The organism is Microbacterium sp. SWDP-B6, from assembly GCF_059803615.1.
In genome coordinates this window covers 34547-54216 of the sequence record NZ_JAPFGV010000010.1, presented here as the reverse complement: position 1 = coordinate 54216, position 19670 = coordinate 34547, and the positions used below count along the sequence as shown (strand labels likewise).

General features: G+C 66.8%; 17 protein-coding genes. 9 read left to right on the top strand and 8 right to left on the bottom strand.

All coding sequences use genetic code 11. The features are described 5' to 3' along the window. The 6 genes from OPU70_RS13165 (at nucleotide 1) to OPU70_RS13140 (ending at nucleotide 8499) form a co-directional block, all read left to right on the top strand. Nucleotides 1-1416 (top strand): sugar nucleotide-binding protein, encoded by a 1416-nt coding sequence (locus tag OPU70_RS13165; protein WP_498557986.1) that lies wholly within the window; start codon nucleotides 1-3, stop codon nucleotides 1414-1416. Further along, nucleotides 1413-3557, top strand: coding sequence for an acyltransferase family protein (locus tag OPU70_RS13160; RefSeq protein WP_498557985.1), 2145 nt, complete (start codon nucleotides 1413-1415; stop codon nucleotides 3555-3557). Before OPU70_RS13165 ends, OPU70_RS13160 begins: the two co-directional genes overlap by 4 nt. Nucleotides 3558-3673: 116 nt before the next feature. Further along, nucleotides 3674-5704 (top strand): acyltransferase family protein, encoded by a 2031-nt coding sequence (locus tag OPU70_RS13155; RefSeq protein ID WP_498557984.1) that lies wholly within the window; start codon nucleotides 3674-3676, stop codon nucleotides 5702-5704. Nucleotides 5705-5796: 92 nt separating this feature from the next. Further along, nucleotides 5797-6933, top strand: a complete 1137-nt coding sequence (gene glf, locus OPU70_RS13150) for a UDP-galactopyranose mutase (protein WP_498557983.1) — start codon at nucleotides 5797-5799, stop codon at nucleotides 6931-6933. 10 nt (nucleotides 6934-6943) lie between these two features. Continuing rightward, entirely contained in the window at nucleotides 6944-7765 is an 822-nt protein-coding gene (locus OPU70_RS13145) for an ABC transporter permease (protein WP_498557982.1), read from the top strand. Then, on the top strand, nucleotides 7762-8499 hold the full coding sequence (locus OPU70_RS13140; protein ID WP_042541947.1) for an ABC transporter ATP-binding protein: 738 nt from the start codon (nucleotides 7762-7764) through the stop codon (nucleotides 8497-8499). Before OPU70_RS13145 ends, OPU70_RS13140 begins: the two co-directional genes overlap by 4 nt. Nucleotides 8500-8524: 25 nt before the next feature. Here the strand turns inward: OPU70_RS13140 and OPU70_RS13135 are convergent, their stop codons facing one another. The 3 genes from OPU70_RS13135 to pseB are packed head-to-tail and all read right to left on the bottom strand — an operon-like array spanning nucleotide 8525 to nucleotide 11369. Further along, nucleotides 8525-9367 (bottom strand): cytidylyltransferase domain-containing protein, encoded by an 843-nt coding sequence (locus OPU70_RS13135; protein ID WP_498557981.1) that lies wholly within the window; start codon nucleotides 9365-9367, stop codon nucleotides 8525-8527. Further along, entirely contained in the window at nucleotides 9253-10377 is a 1125-nt protein-coding gene (locus OPU70_RS13130; RefSeq protein WP_498557980.1) for a DegT/DnrJ/EryC1/StrS family aminotransferase, read from the bottom strand. Before OPU70_RS13130 ends, OPU70_RS13135 begins: the two co-directional genes overlap by 115 nt. A gap of 2 nt (nucleotides 10378-10379) precedes the next feature. After that, nucleotides 10380-11369, bottom strand: coding sequence for a UDP-N-acetylglucosamine 4,6-dehydratase (inverting) (gene pseB / locus OPU70_RS13125; RefSeq protein WP_042541945.1), 990 nt, complete (start codon nucleotides 11367-11369; stop codon nucleotides 10380-10382). Between the two features lie 106 nt (nucleotides 11370-11475). Between pseB and OPU70_RS13120 the strand changes: the two genes are divergently transcribed. Further along, complete coding sequence (locus OPU70_RS13120) at nucleotides 11476-12960, top strand: GNAT family N-acetyltransferase (protein ID WP_498557979.1); 1485 nt, start codon at nucleotides 11476-11478, stop codon at nucleotides 12958-12960. Between the two features lie 9 nt (nucleotides 12961-12969). On the opposite strand, the gene pseI is transcribed toward OPU70_RS13120, so the two are convergent. Next, entirely contained in the window at nucleotides 12970-14031 is a 1062-nt protein-coding gene (gene pseI / locus OPU70_RS13115; protein WP_231567646.1) for a pseudaminic acid synthase, read from the bottom strand. Between the two features lie 92 nt (nucleotides 14032-14123). On the opposite strand from pseI, the gene OPU70_RS13110 reads away from it, so the two are divergent. Beyond that, the gene (locus OPU70_RS13110) at nucleotides 14124-14813 is read left to right on the top strand and encodes a glycosyltransferase family 29 protein (RefSeq protein WP_498557978.1); all 690 of its coding nucleotides are present in this window, start codon (nucleotides 14124-14126) and stop codon (nucleotides 14811-14813) included. 43 nt (nucleotides 14814-14856) lie between these two features. Beyond that, nucleotides 14857-15222 carry a hypothetical protein gene (locus tag OPU70_RS13105; protein ID WP_042541943.1) on the top strand — a complete coding sequence of 122 codons (366 nt, stop codon included), beginning with the start codon at nucleotides 14857-14859 and terminating at the stop codon, nucleotides 15220-15222. 28 nt (nucleotides 15223-15250) lie between these two features. On the opposite strand, the gene OPU70_RS13100 is transcribed toward OPU70_RS13105, so the two are convergent. From OPU70_RS13100 to OPU70_RS13085, 4 genes are all read right to left on the bottom strand, one after another. Further along, nucleotides 15251-15871 carry a hypothetical protein gene (locus OPU70_RS13100; RefSeq protein ID WP_498557977.1) on the bottom strand — a complete coding sequence of 207 codons (621 nt, stop codon included), beginning with the start codon at nucleotides 15869-15871 and terminating at the stop codon, nucleotides 15251-15253. A 4-nt stretch (nucleotides 15872-15875) separates the two neighbouring features. Next, entirely contained in the window at nucleotides 15876-16832 is a 957-nt protein-coding gene (locus tag OPU70_RS13095) for a glycosyltransferase family 2 protein (RefSeq protein ID WP_042541941.1), read from the bottom strand. Between the two features lie 97 nt (nucleotides 16833-16929). Continuing rightward, complete coding sequence (locus OPU70_RS13090) at nucleotides 16930-18228, bottom strand: O-antigen ligase family protein (protein ID WP_475436053.1); 1299 nt, start codon at nucleotides 18226-18228, stop codon at nucleotides 16930-16932. Beyond that, entirely contained in the window at nucleotides 18225-19640 is a 1416-nt protein-coding gene (locus tag OPU70_RS13085) for an O-antigen ligase family protein (RefSeq protein WP_311879396.1), read from the bottom strand. The genes OPU70_RS13090 and OPU70_RS13085 overlap by 4 nt, the downstream gene beginning before the upstream one ends. Nucleotides 19641-19670: the final 30 nt, after the last annotated feature.

Sequence of the window (19670 nt, the reverse complement as noted above, 5' to 3'; positions counted from 1 at the left end):
ATGAGCGAGATCGACTTCGGCAAGTCCCTGAATCGCACCGAGACGACGATTCCGGGACTGGAGATCTTCGATCTGCCGGTCCACGGCGATTCGCGTGGGTGGTTCAAGGAGAACTGGCAGCGCGAGAAGATGACCGCACTCGGCCTCGCCGATTTCGGCCCGGTCCAGAACAACGTCTCCTTCAACGACGCCGTCGGGACGACTCGCGGTATCCACGCCGAGCCGTGGGACAAGTGGGTGTCGATCGCGACCGGCCGTATCTTCGGCGCATGGGTCGACCTGCGCGAAGGCCCGACGTTCGGCGTGGTCTTCACCGCCGAGCTCGATCCCTCCAAGGCCATCTTCGTGCCACGGGGTGTCGGCAACTCGTATCAGACCCTCGAGCCCGATACGGCCTACACGTATCTCGTGAACGACCACTGGTCACCCGACGCGTCCTATTCCTTCCTGAACCTCGCAGACGAGACCGCCGCGATCGAGTGGCCCATCCCGCTTGCGGATGCCGAGGTGTCCGCGAAGGATCTCGCGCACCCGCGCCTCGCAGATGTGGAACCGGTCGCTCCGCGGAAGACTCTCGTGATCGGCTCGGCAGGACAGCTGGGAACAGCACTGCGGGCCGAGTTCGACGGCGTCCAGAGCGTCGAATGGACGACGCGTGACGATTTCGATCTCGGGTCGACGACGCTGGCCGAGGCGCGCCGCTGGCGCGACTACGACACGATCATCAACGCGGCCGCATACACGGCCGTCGATCGTGCGGAAACGCCGGACGGCAGGCGCGACGCCTGGGCGGTCAACGCCGCAGGGCCGGCCGCTCTGGCTCGCATCGCCGCAGAGCACGGAATCACGCTCGTGCATGTGTCGAGCGACTACGTGTTCGATGGATCCGCCGATCGGCCGTACGCCGAGGACGACCTCGTGTGTCCTCTCGGCGTCTACGGCCAGACCAAGGCCGCCGGTGATCTCGCGGTCTCGACGGCCCCTCGTCACTACATCGTCCGCACCTCCTGGGTTATCGGGAGCGGAAACAACTTCGTCCGCACCATGGCCTCGCTGGCAGAGAAGGGCGTGGACCCGAAGGTCGTCGACGACCAGCGCGGGCGCCTCACGTTCGCGACCGAGATCGCCCGCCTCATCCGCACGCTGGTCGAGACCCGTCCGTCGTTCGGCGTCTACAACCTGACTTCCGAGGGCGAGGTCGTCACCTGGGCCGACGTCGCCCGCCGTGTGTTCGAGCTCGCCGGCCATGATCCGGCACGGGTCACGGGTGTCTCGACGGAGCAGTACTTCGCCTCCGCGACATCGCCTGTCGCCCCGCGCCCGCTGAACAGCGTGCTCGATCTGACGCGAGTGCACGGCATCGGCTTCCGTCCACGCGCGGGAGACGATCTTCTTCGGGAGTATCTCTCGCCGTGAGCGCGTCGTTGCGGACCGCGGATACTCTCATCGCGGCTCCGAAGGCGCGGGTCTTCCGAACCGACATCCAGGCGCTTCGCGCCGTGGCCATCGGCTTGGTCGTGCTCAACCACCTCTGGCCGGTTCGCCTCCCTGGCGGCTACGTCGGTGTCGACGTCTTCTTCGTGATCTCCGGCTTCCTCATCACTGGACACCTCGTGGGGGAGATGCGGCGGACCGGGGGAGTGCGACTCGGGGCGTTCTACGCGCGACGGATCAGGCGACTGCTTCCGGCCGCGCTTCTCGTACTCGCAGTGTCGCTGGTGCTCATGGTCGTGCTGCTTCCCTACCCTCGGTGGGAGCGGGGCGCCTGGGAGGTCGCGGCGAGTGCGGGGTACGTCGAAAACTGGTTCCTGGCATCGATGTCGGTCAACTACTCGGCGCTCAACGACGCGGCGAGCGTCGTCCAGCACTATTGGTCGCTGTCGGTCGAGGAGCAGTTCTACATCGTCTGGCCTCTGCTGCTCTTGGCGGCGCTCGCCGTGGCTCGGCGCACCGGAGGCCCGACGACGCGCCGCGGAGCGAGGGCGAGGACGACCACCGCGCTCGTCGCGGTCGTGGCGGTGGTGGGCGTGCTCTCCTTCGCCGCGAGTGTCATCTACACGATCGTCGCGCCGCCTCAGGCGTACTTCGCGACCTTCACGCGCGGATGGGAATTCGCGGTCGGCGGCGCGATCGCGCTCTTCGGAAGTCGGGTACCCCTCGGGCGCACCGCCGCTGACATCGTCAGCCTGCTCGGGTTCGCCCTCATCGTCTTCGCCGCGCTCGTCTACGATCACACGACCGCTTTTCCCGGATACACCGCGCTGGTGCCCGTGCTCGGCACCGCGGCGGTGATCCTCGCCGGCGAGAGATTCGCATCGCTCTGGCATGCGAAGGTGACGGCCCTGCGTCCCGTGCAGTGGCTCGGCGGCGTCTCGTACTCGCTGTATCTGTGGCATTGGCCGCTCATCGTCGTCGCGCCGTTCGTCATCGGCGGCGAGGCGACCACCCTGTCGAAGCTCATGGTGTTGGCGATCGCGCTGGTGCTGGCGGCGCTGACGAAGAGGTTCGTCGAGGATGCCGGCCAGTCATGGGGATACTGGCGTGGCTCCTCGCGCCGGGCGTTCGGTCTCATGATCACAGGGATGATCGTCATCGCTGCTCTCGTGGCAGGCGTTCTCGCGACCTACAGTGCACGTGTCGCGGCCGACGGCCCACCGGACGACCTCGTCGCATCGACCTGCGAGGGGCCCTCGGCGCTCGCACCGGGCGCAGACTGCGCAGACCCTTTCGGGGCCGCGGACTACTCGGTGATGACGAAGAAGAACGAGTACTTCTACACCCCAGGGGAGTGCGGCGAGTTCCTGCCGCTCCTCACCTATGGGGATCTGAAGACCACGCACGAGTGCGACTTCTCGCGCGGAGCAGAGGATCCGACTCGGGTCTGGTTGATCGGTGACTCTCACGCGCAGCAGTGGCAGGGAGCCGTGTTCGACATCGCCGAGAAGAACGGCTGGATCGTCGATACGAGCTACTACGGAGGGTGTCCCGTGGCGGACGTCGAGTTCATCGGATTCCGCAGCGCGTGGGGTGCCGCTGATGTCGAGAGGTGTCGCGAGTGGTCGAGGGACCTCGCCGAAACCGTCACCGAAGACGACCCCGACCTCGTCATCACCGCGATGGCGGCTCGGCTTCAGCTCGTGGACGACGGGACTGACAGGCCGCAGATCGATCAGATGTCGCAAGGGCTGTTGGACTACTGGAAACGCTGGAACGATGCGGGTATCAAGGTGCTCGCGCTCGCGGACCCTCCTTTCAACGCAGAGGTCAGGAGCCCCGACTGCGTGCTCCACAACGCCGACGAGCCGCAGTCGTGCGCACGTCCTCGCGCCGAGGCGCACCCCGCCGACCCGATGGTCGTCGCCGGAGCGTCGGCCGGCTCGGAGTCGGTCAGCGTGCTGGATCTGACGGATCGCTTCTGCGACGCGACCTCCTGCTACGCCGTGGTGGGCGGCATCCCCGTGTACTACGACGCGGATCACCTCAACCTCGAGTACGCCAGACTGCTCGGACCCGACATCGAAGCGGCTGCCGAGGCACTGCTGACGCAGAGCAGATAGGCTGAAAGCGGCAGACCGTCGACCCGAGACGACTGCGGCGACACCCACCGCCGATACGCCCACTCTTCATGAACCCGACGCGACCGATATGGCTTCGGCCTCCCGACGCTGGCTTCGTGCGCCCCGCGACGCACCGCGCGGACATCGACGGTCTCCGTGCGCTCGCGATCCTGCTCGTCGTGGCGTACCACGTGTGGCTGGGTCGCGTCTCGGGCGGAGTCGACGTCTTCCTGATGGTGTCGGCGTTCTTCCTCACCGCGTCGTTCGTGCGGCGGGTAGAGACCCAGCGCCCGCTCGCGCTCGGGTCGTTCTGGCTGCGCCGCTTCCGACGGCTGCTGCCCGCAGCCGCCGTGACGATCGTCGGTGTGCTCGGCGTCGCGCTCGCGGCGTATCCGCAGACCGAGTGGCCGCGCGTCTGGCGTGAGGCATGGTCGAGCCTCTTCTACGTCGAGAACTGGACGCTGGCGCTGTCGGAGGTCGACTACTACGCGCGCGAGTCCGTCACGCCCAGTCCGTTCCAGCACTTCTGGTCGCTCTCGGTCCAAGGGCAGGTCTTCATCCTCTGGCCGCTGATCATCGCGGCGGTGTGGGTGGTGCTCCGCAGGCGACGGCGCATGATCGTCCCCGCCTTGGCATTGGTGTTCGGCGCCATCTTCATCGCCTCGCTCGGGTTCTCGGTCGTCGAGACGATGCGGGCCCAGTCGTTCGCCTACTTCGACACGCGGACGCGACTGTGGGAGTTCGCGGCCGGCTCGCTCGTCGCACTCGCTCTTCCCCACGTCCGTGTCCGTCCGACGATCGGGGCGATCCTCGGATGGATCGGCATCGTCGGCATCGTGATGTGCGGAATCGTGCTCGACGTGCAGGGCGGATTCCCCGGATATCTCGCTCTGTGGCCGGTGATCTGCACGGCGCTCGTCATCATCGCCGGGCGTGACCGCCCGCGAGGCGGCCCCGCGATGATCCTCGAGTCGGCGCCGCTGCGCTACGTCTCACGCGACGCGTACGCGCTCTATCTCGTGCACTGGCCCGTGCTCGTGACGTGGATGATGCTGAGCGGTCGTACCGAGCCGGGATGGCTCGCCGGCATCGGAATCGTCCTCCTGTCATTCGTGCTGGCGAGACTCGTGTCGATGCTGGTCGAGCGACCGATCAGAGACTCCGCCGTCCTCGATCGATCGCATCGGCTCGGTGCGCTCGTTCTCGCCGCGTCCGTCCTCGTCGTCTCCGCACCGCTCGGCGCATGGCAGCTCACGATCGAGCAGCGTGAGGCGGCGCTGCGTGCCAGCGACAGCGGCGGATACCCGGGGGCGGCGCAGATCGACACGCCGATCGACCTCTCGGGCGCCGATCTGCCGCTGATCCCGCTGGCCACCGCGCTCGATGAGGAATGGGTGGATCTGAAAGGAAGCTGCGCGGGCGAACTCGAGCCCGTGGAGCCGGTGCTGCAAGGCAGCTGTGCTCAGACCGCGAATGCAGCGGACTCGGATGCATGGCGGGTGCTCGTGATGGGGGACTCGCACGCGCAACAGCTCATGTCGCCACTCACGGTTCTCGCCGATCAGCAGGGGTGGGGCATCGTCGCCCTGTTGAAGGGAGGATGCGCGATCGGCATCGGAGCGCCGACGTGGTCGGCCGCCGGCCCGCCGTGCGAGGAGTGGCGTGCCGCTGCGATCGAGTACGCGACGAGGGTGCAGCCCGATGCCGTGTACCTCGTCGTGACTCGGGCGACTCCTGCCGCTCGCGAGGTGCTCGTGGAGGGGATCCGCGAGATCGCAGACGAGCTCACCGCGAACGGCATCCAGGTGATCGCCGTACGAGACAATCCCCGCTTCGACTTCGACATGTACGAGTGCGCCCTGGAGGAGTCGGAGATCGCTCCCGACGCTGATGCAGCATCGTGCGACGTTCCCGAGCCCGGGTTCGCCGTCGGGGAGGATCTCGACGATCTCGCGGCGGTCGACGGGGTCACTGCTGTGGACTTCCGCCCCTGGCTCTGCCCGGACGGCGTGTGTCGGGGATCCATCGGCAACGTCGCCGTGTACATCGACGACAATCACATCTCCGACTCATACGGGCGCACTCTCGCTCCGATGCTGCAGGAGATGCTGGAGGTCGGAGGGCCCCTCGGTGCCGAGGCGCGCTGACAGGTTGCGTCGAGTCCGCTGCCGGTAGAGTTGTCTGCTGTGTGCCGCGCGATGCCGTGCGGATCTGAGCCTCGTGGGCAGAAAGCAGCAACATGGATCTTCTTGTCGTCGGGTCGGGCTTCTTCGGCCTCACCATCGCAGAACGTGCCGCCAACGCCGGCCGCAAGGTCACGGTCATCGACCGTCGCCACCACATCGGCGGGAACGCCTACAGTGAGGCGGAGCCTGAGACGGGCATCGAGGTCCATCGCTACGGCGCCCACCTCTTCCACACCTCGAACGCCACGGTGTGGGAGTACGTGAACCGGTTCACGAGCTTCACGAACTACGTGCATCGGGTCTACACGACGCACAAGGGAACGGTCTTCCCGATGCCGGTGAACCTCGGCACCATCAACCAGTTCTTCCAGTCGGCCTACACGCCCGACCAGGCGCGGGCCCTCGTGCGCGAGCAGGCGGGGGAGTTCGACGTCAAGACGGCCGCCAACTTCGAAGAGAAGGGCATCGCCCTCGTCGGGCGGCCGCTGTTCGAGGCGTTCTTCAGGGACTACACCGCCAAGCAGTGGCAGACCGACCCGCAGAAGCTCTCGGGCGACATCATCAGCCGGCTCCCCGTGCGCTACACCTACGACAACCGTTACTTCAACGACACGTGGGAGGGCCTGCCGACAGACGGCTACACCGCGTGGATCGAGCGGATGGCCGATCACCCCAACATCGAGGTGAAGCTGAATGTCGACTACTTCGACGAGAGCCAGCCGCTGAACAAGAAGGCGACGGTCGGGCAGCTGCCCATCGTCTACACGGGTCCCGTGGACCGCTACTTCGACTACACGGCGGGCGCCCTCAGCTGGCGCACGCTCGACTTCGAGCAGGAGGTGCTGAACATCGGCGACTTCCAGGGCACCAGCGTGATGAACTACCCGGACATGGACGTGCCCTACACGCGCATCCACGAGTTCAAGCACTTCCACCCGGAGCGCAAGGACGTCTACGAATCCGACAAGACCGTCATCATGCGCGAGTTCTCTCGTTTCGCGAACCGCGAGGACGAGCCGTATTACCCCGTGAACACCCCGACGGACCGCGACGGCCTGCTCGCGTACCGTGAGCTCGCGAAGGGGGAGCGGGACGTGCACTTCGGCGGACGCCTCGGCACGTATCAGTACCTCGACATGCACATGGCCATCGGCTCGGCGCTGTCGCTGTGGAACAACTCGCTCTCGTAGACTCGGCACTGTGAGTCACACTGCTGCCGGGGCCCCCGGAACGCCCCGGCGCTATCTCCATTCCCTGTGGCTGCTGTCAGCCAGGGACCTGAAGGTGCGGTACTCGACGAGCCTGCTCGGCTACCTGTGGTCGGTGCTCGATCCGCTCGTGATGAGCGTGATCTACTGGTTCGTCTTCACGCAGATCTTCAACCGTGATGTCGGTGAGGATCCGTACATCGTGTTCCTCATCAGCGCCCTGCTGCCCTGGGTGTGGTTCAACACGTCGGTCACGGATTTCACTCGCGCATTCAAGAAGGACGCGAAGCTGGTGCGCTCGACTGCGATCCCTCGCTCGATCTGGGTGAACCGCATCGTGTTGAGCAAGGGCGTCGAGTTCCTGTTCTCGCTCCCGGTGCTCGCGGCATTCGTGATCATCAACCTGCTGGTGGAACAGGACCCGGCGCACACGGTCCAGGTCGGCTGGGGAATCCTCTGGCTTCCCGTGGCGGTGTTCCTGCAGACCGTTCTGCTCGTGGGCCTGGGGCTCCTCATCGCTCCGCTCTGCGTCCTGTTCGTCGATCTGGAGCGCACGACCGCGCTGATCCTGCGCGCCATGTTCTACGCGACTCCGATCATCTACAACGTCACGGATCTTCCTGGCATCTTTCAGACGCTCGGTGCGTTCAATCCACTCGCCGGGATCTTCATGCTCTACCGGATGCCGTTCTTCCCCGACCAGTGGAACCTCTTCACGCTGCTCGTCAGCGTGGGGATGACCCTCGTCATTCTGGCGCTCGGCGTATGGACGTTCCGGTCCCTCGAGCGCACCGTGCTGAAGGAGTTGGGATGACCGTCGCGATCGAGGCCAGCGGGCTGGGCGTCCGCTTCCGCCGCAACCGCCGTGGGCGCCAGAACTTCAAAGACCTGTTCGCCCCTGCGGCGCGGCGGTCGCGCTCCGGAGAGTTCTGGGCGTTGCGCGACGTCTCGTTCACGGTGCAGCAGGGGGAGTCGATCGGCGTCGTCGGGCGCAACGGCCAGGGCAAGTCCACTCTGCTCCGTCTCGTCGCGAAGGTGCTGCTCCCCGATGAGGGGTCGGTGAAGGTGAAGGGCGGAGTCGCTCCGCTGATCGAGATCACCGGCGGGTTCGTCGGCGACCTGACCGTACGCGAGAACGTCGCATTGATGGCCGGACTGCACGGAATGCCTCGGGACGCGGTCGCAGAGCGCTACGACGGCATGATCGCCTTCGCAGAGCTGGCGGGCTTCGAGGACACCCCGTACAAGCACCTGTCGAACGGTATGAAGGTCCGACTGGCTTTCTCGGTGGTGTCGCAGCTCGACGAGCCGATCCTGCTCGTCGACGAGGTGCTCGCGGTCGGAGACAAGGCGTTCCGCGACAAGTGCTACAAGCGGATCGACGAGCTCCTCGCCGAGGGGCGAACGCTCTTCTTCGTCAGCCACAGCGAGCGCGACCTCCGCCGCTTCTGCACCCGCGGTCTCTACCTCGACAAGGGCGGGCTCGTTCTCGACGGTCCGATCGCAGACGTCCTCGACAGGTACAACGCCGACTACAACCGCGGCTGACGCCGGCGGGCGGCCGTCCTCTCGGTCATTCGCCGAGTTTCTTCTGCTCCACGTGTGCGTTGATCGCGGCGAGCTCCGGATGAGAGTCGAGGACGGCCACGATCTCGGAGACGTCCAGCCCGGCAGCGCCGTGGTCCTCGATGAGCGCCCGGATGACGGTGAGATCCTCCGGAGTGTCCAGGGTCACCCGATAGTGCGAGGCATCGACCTGCTGGGTGATCGAGTGGATGCTCGAACGCGGCGATCGTCCTGTGTAGAGGTACGGGGTGACGTGTTCGCGCTCGGACGGCTCGGTGGCGTTCCTGTCGGCCTCGGCGAGGGCGGACGCAGCGAAGACCTCGAAGTCGAACCCGCGCGGGTACGTCCGTTCGAGGACGTTGGAGACGTGGGCGTGAGGATCATCCAGCTCGACGAACCGGCGGACGCCATCGGAGATCAACGCGGCATCGATCAGAGGGCAGTCCGACGTCACTCTGACGACGACATCGAGCCCTGCGGAAGATGCCGCCCCCGCGAACCTGCTCAGGACGTCACCCTCGCTGCCGCGGAAGACCTCGATCCCTCGCCGATTCCCCAGGTCCGCGAGAGGGTCGTCAGCGGCGTTCGTCGTCGTGGCGAGGACGACGGGCATATCGGCGCTGCTGAGCCTGTCGATGTGGTGATCGAGCATCGAGCGGCCGCCGGCCGGGATCAGCACCTTTCCCGGAAGGCGACTGCTGGTCATCCGCGCCTGGGTGATGATCCCGATGCGTGTCAACGCAGAGCCCTGACGAGCGACTCGACGACCTGGTCGACCTGGTCGTCGGTCAGTTCCGGGTGGATGGGGAGCGAGAGCTCCTCGGCGTAGAACGCTTCGGCATTGGGGCACATGCCGCGGCGGTAGCCGGCATCCGCATAGACGGGGTGCCAGTACACGGGCATGTAGTTGACCTGCACACCGATGCCGTCTGCACGCATCCGGTCGAAGACCTCTCGACGGCGCTGATCGAGGATGCGGACCGGGTAGAGATGCCGGATCAGTTCGACGTCGTCGCGCTGGATCGGCGTGCGAACGCCGTCGATGCCCGCGAGGGCCGCGTCGTAGCGACGAGTGATCTCGGCGCGTCGCCGTCTGAACGTGTCGAGCCGTGCCAGCTGGGAGAGGCCGAGTGCGCAGGCGATGTCGTCGAGGCGGTAGTTGAAGCCGAACTCGTGCACCTCCTGATGCCAGGCGCCTTCGGTCGTCACCGCGAAGCGGTCCGCGTCGCGCACGAGCCCGATGAAATGGAACTCGTGCGCGCGCTGTGCGATCAGCGGATCCTTGGCGACGAGGGCGCCGCCCTCGCCGGTCGTGAGGTTCTTGGTGGGGAAGAACGAGAAGGTCGTCAGATCCGCGAGATCACCGACCGGTCGGCCCTTGTACGTGCTGCCGATCGAATGCGCGGCGTCATCGAGGACGAGCGCGTCGACCCGTGCGGCCGCAGCGGAGAGCCGGTCGTAATCCGCAGGATGGCCGGCGTAGTCGACGGCGGCGATCACCTTGGTGCGCTCATCGACGAGCGCGTCGACCGCATCCGGGTCGATCAGCGCCGTGTCTTCCTCGACATCGGCGAAGACGATGTTCGCACCGAGGACCGACGCCATCGCCGTCGTGGCGATGAAGGTCATGGGCGTCGAGATCACGGTGTCACCGCGGGTGACCCCTGCGGCGCCGTACGCCATGTGGAGCGCTGCCGTTCCCGAGGTCGCGGTGATCGCCCGGTGCCCTCCGGCGACCTCGCCGAGTCGCGCCTCGAAGGCGGCGACCGCCGGACCCGTCGTGAGCCAGTCGCCGCGGAGCACGTCGACGACGGCCTGGATGTCGTCCTCCGAGATCGACTGACGTCCGTACGGCAGCACGGTCAGATCCCCGCCTCGATGATCTCCGCGATCTCCGCCTGCGAGTACCAGCGGTCGTTGCTGTCCGAGCGATAGGCGAAGCCCTCGGGCACAGGCACGGCGCCGGCGGGCATCTGATAGCCCCACGAGGCGAGGTCGGGCTGGATGATGAAGTACTTGCCGTCGCTGACCGTCACCGCGCGGCGGCCCTCCTCCGGGCTGATCATCTCCTCGTGCAGCTTCTCGCCCGGGCGCAGACCCACGTCGACGAGCTCGGCTCCCGGCACGACGGCGTGGGCGAGGTCCGTGACCTTCATCGAGGGGATGCGGGGGACGAGCAGCTCGCCGCCCTGCATGAGCTCGAACGTGTCGACCACCATCTCGACGGCCTGGGGGAGTGTGATGAAGAACCGGGTGCACCGCAGATCGGTGATCGGCAGCGGCTTGCCCTCGGCGCCCAGACGGGAGAAGAACGGGATGACCGAGCCGCGTGATCCCATGACGTTGCCGTAGCGCACCACCGCGAATCGCGTGTCGTAGGCGGCGGCGTAGTGGTTGCCCGTGATGAAGAGCTTGTCGGCGGTGAGCTTCGTCGCGCCGTACAGGTTGATCGGGCTCGAGGCCTTGTCGGTCGAGAGCGCCACGACGCGCTTCACTCCGGCATCGATCGATGCCTCGATCACGTTCTGACTGCCCAGGATGTTCGTCTTCACGAACTCGAACGGGTTGTACTCGGCGGTGTCCACCTGCTTGAGCGCCGCGGCATGCACCACGTAGTCGACGCCGTGCAGCGCACGAGCGAGACGTCGTTCGTCGCGGATGTCGCCGATGAACCATCGCAGCCGGGGGTCGTCGCCGAACTGCTGTCGCACCTCGTACTGCTTGAGCTCGTCACGCGAGAAGATGACCAGACGCCGGGGGTTGAGGTGGGCCAGGGCGTGCCGTATGAACGCCTTGCCGAACGACCCGGTGCCGCCTGTGATGAGGATGCTCGCGCCCTCGAGAACCGACACTCTGTCTCCTCAGCGTTGTCGTGATCGCATGGATGCTCGGGTTGTTCCATGCCCGGCCTATCCTATCGGGTGGGCGCAGGCGCGCCCCGGAGGAGAGGGACGAGCGATGAGCGGGCGACGGGTCCTCCTGCACTGCAACGCCGGTGTCGAGTCGGGCATCGGACACCTCATGCGGACGCTCACGGTGGCTCGCATCGCGCGCGACCGCGGGTGGTCGGCGACGGTGTTCGGCGATGTCGACGAGGCAGGTGCGGCCATCCTGCGCCGGATGGATCCAGACCTGCCGCTCGTCACGACGCAGGGCGCCGAGGCGAGCATCGGCGACTTCGCCGATCTCGCGCGTGGCGTCGACGTGATCCATCTGGACAGCTACCGGGAGATCCCGGATCTCTCGTCCCTCGGACCGCTGATCAGCAACATGCAGGACGGTCCGTTCGGCGTGCGCGATGCCGATCTCGCGATCGATGCCAACCTGGCATCCGAGCGCACTTTCGTGGACCCGGAGCGCAGCCTGAGCCATCTGGCGGGCATCGACGCCGCGGTCGTGCGCGCACAGGTGCTGGCGCAGCGCGATGTGCGGACGACACCCTCGGCCGTGCCTCGGGTGCTCGTCGTGATGGGCGGCACGGATCCCCACGGTGTGACCGCTCGTGTCGTCGCCGCCTTCGATCGCCTGCCCTCCGAGGTGCAGATCACCGTGATCGACCCCCGACGCCGCGAGGAAGTCGTCTCAGCGGCCGAATCTTCGCGCCACGCCGTCGAGGTCCTGGGTTTCGTCGACGACCTCCCCGCGATCGCCCGAGACCACGATCTGGCCGTGACCGCGGCGGGAACTTCCGTCTGGGACTTCGCGTGCATGGGCCTTCCGATGGCACTGGTATGCGTGGCGGACAATCAGCGCGTCGGCTACCGCCAGGTCGTCGAGCGTGGGCTCGCCATCGGGCTGGGAGAGCCGCCCCATCAGAGCCTTGAGGAGCGTATCGGCCTGCTCGCCGATCTTCTCGAATCGCCGGAATCGCTCGCCGAGACGGCTGCCGCCCTGAAACGCATCGTTGACGGCCTCGGCAGCTGGCGCATCGTGACCTCCTGGGAGCAGCTGCTGAGCACGCCTCCTCAGGTCGGACCTCGGACTGCGCTGAGCGCTCGTCCGGCGATGATCGACGATGGCCAGAAGCTCTTCGAGTGGCGCAACGACCCCACAGTCCGCCTGAACTCCCGCTCGCGCGGCGAGATCGACCGAGGATCGCATGATGAGTGGCTCGCGAGAAGCCTCGAGGATCCCGATCGTCTGCTGCTTATGATCGAGTCAGACGGGATGCCGGTCGCCACATGCCGCTGGGACAGGAGGTCGGCAGACACATGGGAGATCTCGATCACGGTCGCCCCCGAGATGCGTGGTCGCGGTGTCGCTGCATCGGCGGTCCAGGCGGCGGAGAGCGCGCTCGCTGAGCTGCCCCCGATCCGGCTGGTCGCTGTCGTGCACCGCGACAACGCGGCGTCTCGTCGGCTGTTCGAGCGCGCCGGCTATCTTCCGCATCTGCCTGCGGATGAGGACGGCTTCCTCACCGTGGCGCGATGGCGACTGTCGTAGCGGCGTGACCTAGAGCACGTCCCAGGTCAGCGGCGTGCCGCGTTCGACGTCTCTCGTGAACGTGCGTCCGCTCACGAGGGCGAAGTCATCGGGGCGGAGTCCTCCGGCCGGGCGGATCGAGCGCACGTTCTCAGGACCCACGCTGTCGCCGGCACGCACGTCGGCGACGACGAACAGAGACCGGCGGAGGGCGAGAACCGCCTCTTCCTGGGCTGTCGGTCCGAACGATACGCCGCTCGCCGACGCGACACGCGCCTGCTCGGAGGCGATGACGAGGGCGTGGAACTCGTCGGGCGTGAGAGAGAAGTCCGCGTCGACGCCGCCATCCGTGCGGTCGAGCGTGACGTGCTTCTCGATCACGACCGCACCGAGGGCTGCAGACGCGACTGCGACTCCGATGCCGAGCGTGTGGTCCGAGAGCCCCACCGGGACATCGAATGCGTTCCGCAGCGCCTCGATGTTGCCCAACCGCGCCTCCTCGGGAACCGCGGGGTAGGCGGCGGTGCAGGCCAGGAGCACCAGCTCCGTGCCGCCGGCGCCGCGGATCGCGGTGACGGCCGCGTCGATCTCCGACAGCGTCGCCATGCCGGTGGACACGATCATCGGCTTGCCGGTGCGGGCGACCTCGCGGAGGAGCGGCAGGTCGATGATCTCGGCGGACGCCGTCTTGTACATCTCCACGCCCAGCTCCTCGAGGAACGAGACCGAGCTCGGGTCGAACGGGGTGGAGAACGGGATGAGTCCGTGGCTCCGTGCGCGCTCGAAGATCGGCGCGTGCCACTCCCACGGCGTGTGGGCCTCCTGATACAGGGAGTACAGGTTGCGGCCGCCCCACAGGCCGTGGTCGCTCGCGACCTGGAAGGCGGGCTTGTCCGAATCGATCGTGAGGGTGTCGGCCGTGTACGTCTGGATCTTGAGGGCATCGGCACCCGTGGCGGCGACGGCGTCGACGATCGCGAGCGCGCGATCGAGGTCGCCGTTGTGGTTTCCCGACATCTCAGCGATCGTGAACACCGGCGAGCCGGGGCCGATGCTCGCCGTGGAGAGCTGAATGGTCTGCGAAGAAGTCACGCCGACAACTCTAGACGCGTCCTGTCGAGGACTCACCGCCGTGCCGCGGGAGTCGCTGTCGGCGTGCCCTAAGCTGAGGTCTCATGGGGCGTGTGACGGAGCTTGTCGGTGATGACACGGCGATGGCCGGTGAGGCGGAGTTCTACGACCGCCTCCGTCCTCTCGTCAGCGCGTACGCCAGGACGGCCCCGGTGCGCCGGATCGCCGTCGTCGGCAATCAGCCGCTCGAGCCGTCCGGCCACAGGGCCGAGATGATCGATACGGCGGACGTCGTGTTCCGAGTCAACGGCTTCCGCGTGGATGACGTCGACGGAGCACCGTCGGTCGGGCGCCGTGCCGACGTTGTGGTGTTCAACCGCGGTGTGCGGCCGACCCCCTGGTTCTTCGACGGGTATTCCGAGCGCCTCTATCTCATGATCGAACCGGGGCGCCTGCTCTGGGAGAATCCGAAGCTTCCCGCTTTCTGGCCTGCTGATCTCGGGATCGTGACGATGCCGAACCGCGAGGTGGTGCTGCCCCTCGGTGAGGCGATGGGCGCCGATCCGCGCAGCGGCGGCCAGTGGGCGACGACGGGAACCGTGATGCTGTGGATCGCGACGCGCCTGTTCCCTGAAGCTCAGGTCGATGCCGCCGGATTCTCATTCGTCGACGCCCCGGATCAGACATCCTGGAACCACGCCTATGGCGATCCCTCGGCTGTGGGCGCGGAGCACCGGATCGACTTGGAATCGGAGCTCGTGCGAGGCTGGATCGAATCCGGCCGCGTCGGCTATCACCGCTGAACTTCACAGACCATCGACAATCACCCGAATGATTGAGGACTGAATGCTGAACCGACTCCGTCGCAGACTGGACGCCGTCGTCGAACGCCGTGTGGACGCGAGAGTGGACGCCAGGCTCGGCCGCGCCGTCGAGCAGTTCGAGAACGCACAGCGCGATTACGAGGCGCGCCTCGCCGGCACCCAGGCGGACTTCTCGTACATCAGATCCGAGTTCGATCGCATCGCCCCCCAGGTGGCGGCGCTCGAGCAGCGCTTCGAGTGGCTTCGTGTGCGGCTCGATGCGGGGGACCTGGATCCCGACGGCGCGCTCAGTCGTGCTCAGGCAGAACACGAGCGCGCGCGAATCCGACTCGAACTCGCCGCCCACTACGAGGAGCGCCTGCGCCGCCTCGAGTCCGGCGTCGACTGAGCTCGCTCGGAGCAGGACTCGCTCGCGGTCAGAGTCCGACGAGGCCGCGGAGCTCGTTCACGGTAGAGCGTGCATTGTCGACTGACGCAGGTCCGCCCGCGGCGACCTCCGAGCGCAACGCGCTGAGCCGCTGGATGTAGTCGTTCACCGCGGTGCCCCAGGCGGAATCGATCGACGCAGGAGCTGCGGTCTCTCCGAGTCGCTGCGCGTCGGCCTGGAGGCTCTCGATCACGGACGTGGCGTCCTGACCGCTGGTCTCACTCGCGATCTGAAGCCCCGTCAGAGCGTCGTCGAGCCACCCCTGCACCTGCCCGCGGAAGGCGTCGACCGAGGGGTCTGCGGCGGGTGGCGGGGTCGTGATCGGCGTCGGCTCAGGCTCCGCCGTCGGCTGTGGGACCTCGGTCTGGGTCGGCGTCGGCGAGGCCGAGGGCGACATCGACGGGGACGCCGACGGTGACGCGGAAGGGGACGGTGACCCGCTGGCGCCGGGGGTCGGAGATTCTCCGCGCGGCAGAAGGAAGAACAGCAGCACGCCCACGATCACGAGCGCGGCGACGACGAGTCCGACGATGAGCCAGACTCGACCACGATTGCGCGGCTTCGGCTCCAGAGGGGCCCAGCGGAGGTCCGGCTGCGGTTCGTCGGTCATGCTGTCAATCCTCCAGAGCGGGCATGGGTGTCCAGGAGCGATCGCGGCCGAGCTTGCCGCCCTCCTTGAGTCCCCGGAACAGATTGCTCGTTCCTCGCACCGTGCGCTCGACGAACAGCAGCCTGATGAGCTCCTTCGCGAACGTCATCGACGTCCCGAGTCCGAACAGCACAGGGTTGTAGTTGCCGTGCACGCGGTAGTAGTTCTTGATGTACGCCCGGTTGCGCATGATGTAGAAGCGGTAGGCGTTGCTCGAGGCGTTCATGTGACGGATGCCCATGTCCCATTGCTTGATCTCGCGGGTGCGTCGCAGGACGAACTCGTCGACGATCACCGCAGTGGTCTTGCGCGAGGCGAGCCACCCGTACATCTGGTCATCCCAGTAGATGAAGAAGCGGTGGTCGGGCAGACCGATCTGCCTGACGATGGACCGGTGGATGAACATCCCCTCGAAGCATCCGCTGTTCATCTCTTTGAAGCCGGAGGCGTCGAAGCCGGACGGAGCGAACGGGATCGGGATGCCCATTCGTTCGGCGATCCGGTACTGCCAGTAGAACTCACTGCCGTCGTAGTCGTAGCGGCGGCCCTGGATGCTCTTGAAGCGCGGAGCCCACTTGCCCATCTTGGCCAGGCCGTCGGTGACGACCTCGACGTCGTCGTCCATCATCCAGATCCACTCGGAGCCGAGTTCGTACGCGGTGCGCATGCCCTCGCTGAAGCCTCCCGAGCCGCCGGTGTTCGTCTCGAGTCGGCGGTACACGACCTCCGTGCCGAGCTTCGGCCGGAAGGACTCCACGACGTCGGTGGTGTCGTCGGACGAGGCATTGTCGATGATCACGACATGGCCAGGCTTCGGGTCCATCGCGCTGATGCTCTCGAGGAGACCGGTCAGGAGGTGAGACCGGTTGTACGTGACGATGACGATCGTCGCGGACGCCGGGTCGAAGGGGGCGTGAGTCACGAGGTGCAATCTCCGGTGGCTGGGGGCCCGCAGGGCGCCGCGAGCAGCTCCACCCTACCTGGAGCAGTTCGGAATCCGCCGAGGGCGCGGCGAGTGGTCAGCGTTCGGGGCGCAGGGTCGGGATCGCACCGGTGTGCGCAGCATCTATGCTCTCGCGCCACGACCTCGTCTGGCCGGCCCGCAGAGCGCACAGCACCAGCATGAACCACCCGGCTCCGACCAGGGTGAAGCTCTCGAACATCGACTCCACAGCGAGAGTGACGAGCATGAGAGGCGTCCAGGCGTAGACCACCGAACGTCGTACGCTCGCGACGAGCCACGATCGGACGGTGGCGATGCCTCCGAACAGCAGGAAGAGCACCAGTCCTGCCGTGCCCAGCTGCAGCAGGACGTCGAAGTAGGCGTTCAGCGCGCTCTGATGGTGGTCGTCGAGCAGGAAGTTGATGTAGGTGAAGGGGAACTCGCCGCGGGCCCAGGATCCGAACCACCCCCATCCCTCCACCGGCTTGAGAGCGACGAAATCGAGGATCGTGTTCCACAGGGTCGCCCTGATCGAGAAGTCAGACCCCGCGTCGAGCAGTGCGATGATCACGTGGCGCAGAGCGAAGGCCGCAGCGAGGGCGAGGGCGACGAGAACGCCGAGCACCCATTGCACGATGGTCCGTCTCTCCGCAGGCGCATGACGGACGATCGCGAGAGCGACGGCGACGACGCCGACCGCGGCCGCGAGCACCAGCACCGTGGGGGAGGACGAGAAGAACGCCAGCAGCGACGCGAGAGCGATCGACGGGACCGCGAGGCGAGCCGTCAGCGACTGGGAGCGCCACTCGACCACGAATGTGATCAGTGCGATCACCGTGACGAATCCGAGCATGTTCCTGCTGCCGAAGATTCCCTGCACCGGGCCGCCGACGGCCAGGTCGCCCTGGATTCCGAGGAAGGTGAAGGGGGTGTCGAGCAGCACGCCGGACAGGATCTCCAGGCCGAGCGACACGAGCAGGAGGAACCTCAGCGAATCGCCGAGGGCGCGGACCGTCTGGAGCGTGTCACGGATGTGGCCGACCGTGACCGCCAGGAACGCGAATCCGAAGAGCTCCATCCACCCGAAAGCGGTGGACGACTTGTCGGTCGTCCACACGATGCTGACGAGCGCCCAGGCGAGGAAGGCCAGGAGCGATGACGGAGCGATGCGCAGCAGCGAGAGCTCTTCTCGACGCACCCACAGGACCCAGGCGCCGAGCACGCAGAGGACGGCGATGATCGTGGCGAGGGTGACGTGGGAGGCCGCGTGTTCGATCGTGAACGACGAGAAGACCGCGGTGAGGGCCACCACCGTGTACGCGCGAGCGAATTCGGCCGAGCCGAGCAGATCGCTCAGACGACGTCGCGTCGTCACGGAACCCGCCGGCTTCGCTCGCCGCGCTCGATCACGCGCTCCCGTTCGCCCACGCCGACCAGGGGCACCACCTTGATCTTGAACGTCAGCATCACCAGCAGCATCCAGCCCCAGAGCATGATGGGCGTCGACTCAGTGAGGCCCTGCACGAGCAGCACGACGGTGAAGAGACTCGGAAGCAGTGTGATCGCCGAGAAGGTGCGGTCGGACTTCAGGTCCCATCGAGGTCTGTCGACCGCGAAGAACCACGAACGCCAGAGCAGGCTGAGATAGGCGAGCGCAACAAGGACGACACCGACGACGCCGAGCTGCATCAGCACGTCGAGCCACATGTTGTGCGCGTGGAAGACGGTGATGCCGTGATCCTCGATCCACCCGGCGAAGGCGGGGTCGAAAGGCACCCAGGGGCTGGAGAAGCCGTTGCCGAAGATCGGGTGCTCGGCGGCCCGCGCGAGGACCTTGTCCCAGATCGTGTCGGAGCGACCGGTGAGGTCTGCACTGCGCCCGAGGAGGGCGAAGAGCGGTTCACGAAGCAGCCAGGCTGCGGCTCCTGCGATCGCGACGCCGCCGATGGACACCACGTAGAGCCTCGTCCGCGCGCCCGGCGTCTTCGTGCGGCGCATCAGCAGTGCGACGACGAGCACCAGGACCGCGGCCGCCGCGCATGCGTACGCTGTGGCGGATCCGGCTCGGAGGAAGAAGTACCCGGCCAGCAGAGTCCAGAGGGCCAGAGTCGTGCGCCATCGCGCACGGGCGGCGAACAGCACACCGAACGTGAGGATCGCGAACAGGCAGACGATGGCGAGCACGTTGGAATTGCCCACGATCCCCTGGATGCGGCCGCCGTCGAGCAGGTTGCCCCTGACCCAGTACCAATGCGCATTCGTCTCGCCGTCGGGCCGGACGAAGAAGTTCGGCAGGATCGGAGCGCGCACCACGAGCGCGACCCACAACTCGAGCGCGAGGGACAGTCCGAGGATCCACTTGAAGGCGGAGGCCAGTGCTCGCACGATCTCCTGCCACGACAGCACGTGCACGATGAACAGGGCGTTCACTGTGACGGTCGCGAGCAGGAACCAGGTGATGATCGTCGCCCCCCGCCATTGCGACCACGCGACCGAGAGCAGAGCCAAGGCGGTGTAGGCGATGGCCGCCCATGGCAGTCGCCGCCAGGCGAACGCGGCAGGACGGCGGCGGGCGACCATCGGAACTCCGATGGCTAGCGTGGAGATCAAGAAGACGATGAGGGTGACGAAGGCGCCGATCTCGCCGACGAGGTTGTACACCGCCGAGTGAGCAAAGGTCGCGAAGAGGACCAGCCCGATGTATCCGCGCAGCAGAAGATGCCCCGTCGACTCGCGCTCTGGAGCGGTGGGCGGGGCGGCGACCGGGTGCTTCGTATATTGCGCCATCGCGTTCAGGCTACAGCGCGGACATCGCGA